Genomic DNA, 953 nt, shown 5'->3' with positions numbered 1-953 from the left:
CGCCGCCGTTCTGACCATTGCGGCAGCGCGGCAGCCGGAGGTTCAGACGCGTCTGGGGCTGAAGCCGGCTCCGGTTGTGGCGGCCCTGGCGGCGGTGGCCAAGCCGCGCGAGCCGGATTGCGTCAAGCCGCCCGAGGCACCAACGGTGAGCACCCGGGACATCCTGTTCAACCGCCAGAGGTTCTGGTCGGTCGCACCCTGATCAGAGCGTCCCGATCAGCACCAGCAGCATCGTCGTGGCAACCGTGGTGCTGATGAAACCGCACAGGGCAGCCGCGAAGGACGGGCCGGTGCGGTCAGCGGCAGGCGTCTGGAGATCGGATGACAGCAAAGCGGTGGTCATCGGCGCAAAACCTTGTCGGCGACATGCGTCGCGTGTGGGGATGATGATGATGCGGGGTCTGGACGTGCGAGGTGCGCGGGCGCACCCGGTCAGTCGCAGCGGTTGATTTTCTTGGCGATGCGCAGGCCGCGCTGTTCGCTCCGCAGATCGATGGCGACCACACCCTCGCCGCAGCGCTCGAACGCGTCGCGGGCGTCGTCGTAGCGGTCGCCGACCTCGTCCAGCGTGTCGCAGACGCGGTCGTGGTTGCCCAGCCGCGCCTCCTGGCGCGCCTGGAAACGCAGGGCATTGGCTTCATCGACCTTGCGCTGGGCTTCCAGGCACGCCGGCAGGGCCAGCGCCGAGGAAGTCAGAGCGAGGAGCGACAAGGCGCCGGCCAGGGCCGTTCTGGCGAGGCCGGAATGTTTCGAGAAGCCGGAACTGAGACAGGCCGGACCGGTACGCACGGCTAAACTCACGCAATGATGTGTGTCGCAGCTCCGCGGACGAGGCTGCCGGGTGTCTCGGGGGCGGAGCGTATCCATCCCCTCTCTGTTCGCTGAAACGGTGAAGCTGCTGTGAAGGTTCCGGCCGGATTACGCCTTCCGGCGTAGCCGCGAGGTGAGGATTG

3 protein-coding genes are annotated in these 953 nt (G+C 67.6%); 1 reads left to right on the top strand and 2 read right to left on the bottom strand.

From position 1 onward, the window contains the following. On the top strand, nucleotides 1-202 hold a 202-nt coding region (locus MKL09_RS11380), incomplete at its 5' end, for a hypothetical protein (RefSeq protein WP_244020227.1). On the opposite strand, the gene MKL09_RS11375 is transcribed toward MKL09_RS11380, so the two are convergent. Further along, nucleotides 203-343: a hypothetical protein gene (locus MKL09_RS11375; RefSeq protein WP_244020226.1), complete on the bottom strand. Its 141-nt coding sequence runs from the start codon at nucleotides 341-343 to the stop codon at nucleotides 203-205. A gap of 89 nt (nucleotides 344-432) precedes the next feature. Then, a complete protein-coding gene (locus tag MKL09_RS11370) occupies nucleotides 433-723 on the bottom strand; it encodes a hypothetical protein (protein ID WP_244020228.1) in 291 nt (96 codons plus the stop codon). Nucleotides 724-953: the final 230 nt, after the last annotated feature.

Origin of the sequence: Methylobacterium sp. J-048, from assembly GCF_022829515.1 — a bacterium.
GTDB lineage: Bacteria > Pseudomonadota > Alphaproteobacteria > Rhizobiales > Beijerinckiaceae > Methylobacterium.
The sequence above is the reverse complement of the archived record's forward strand: the minus strand, read 5'-3'. Positions and strand labels throughout refer to the sequence as shown.

Bases quoted from the DNA above. Each gene is read 5' to 3' on its own strand.
- MKL09_RS11375 (WP_244020226.1), bottom strand. From the start codon at position 343: ATGACCACCGCTTTGCTGTCATCCGATCTCCAGACGCCTGCCGCTGAC.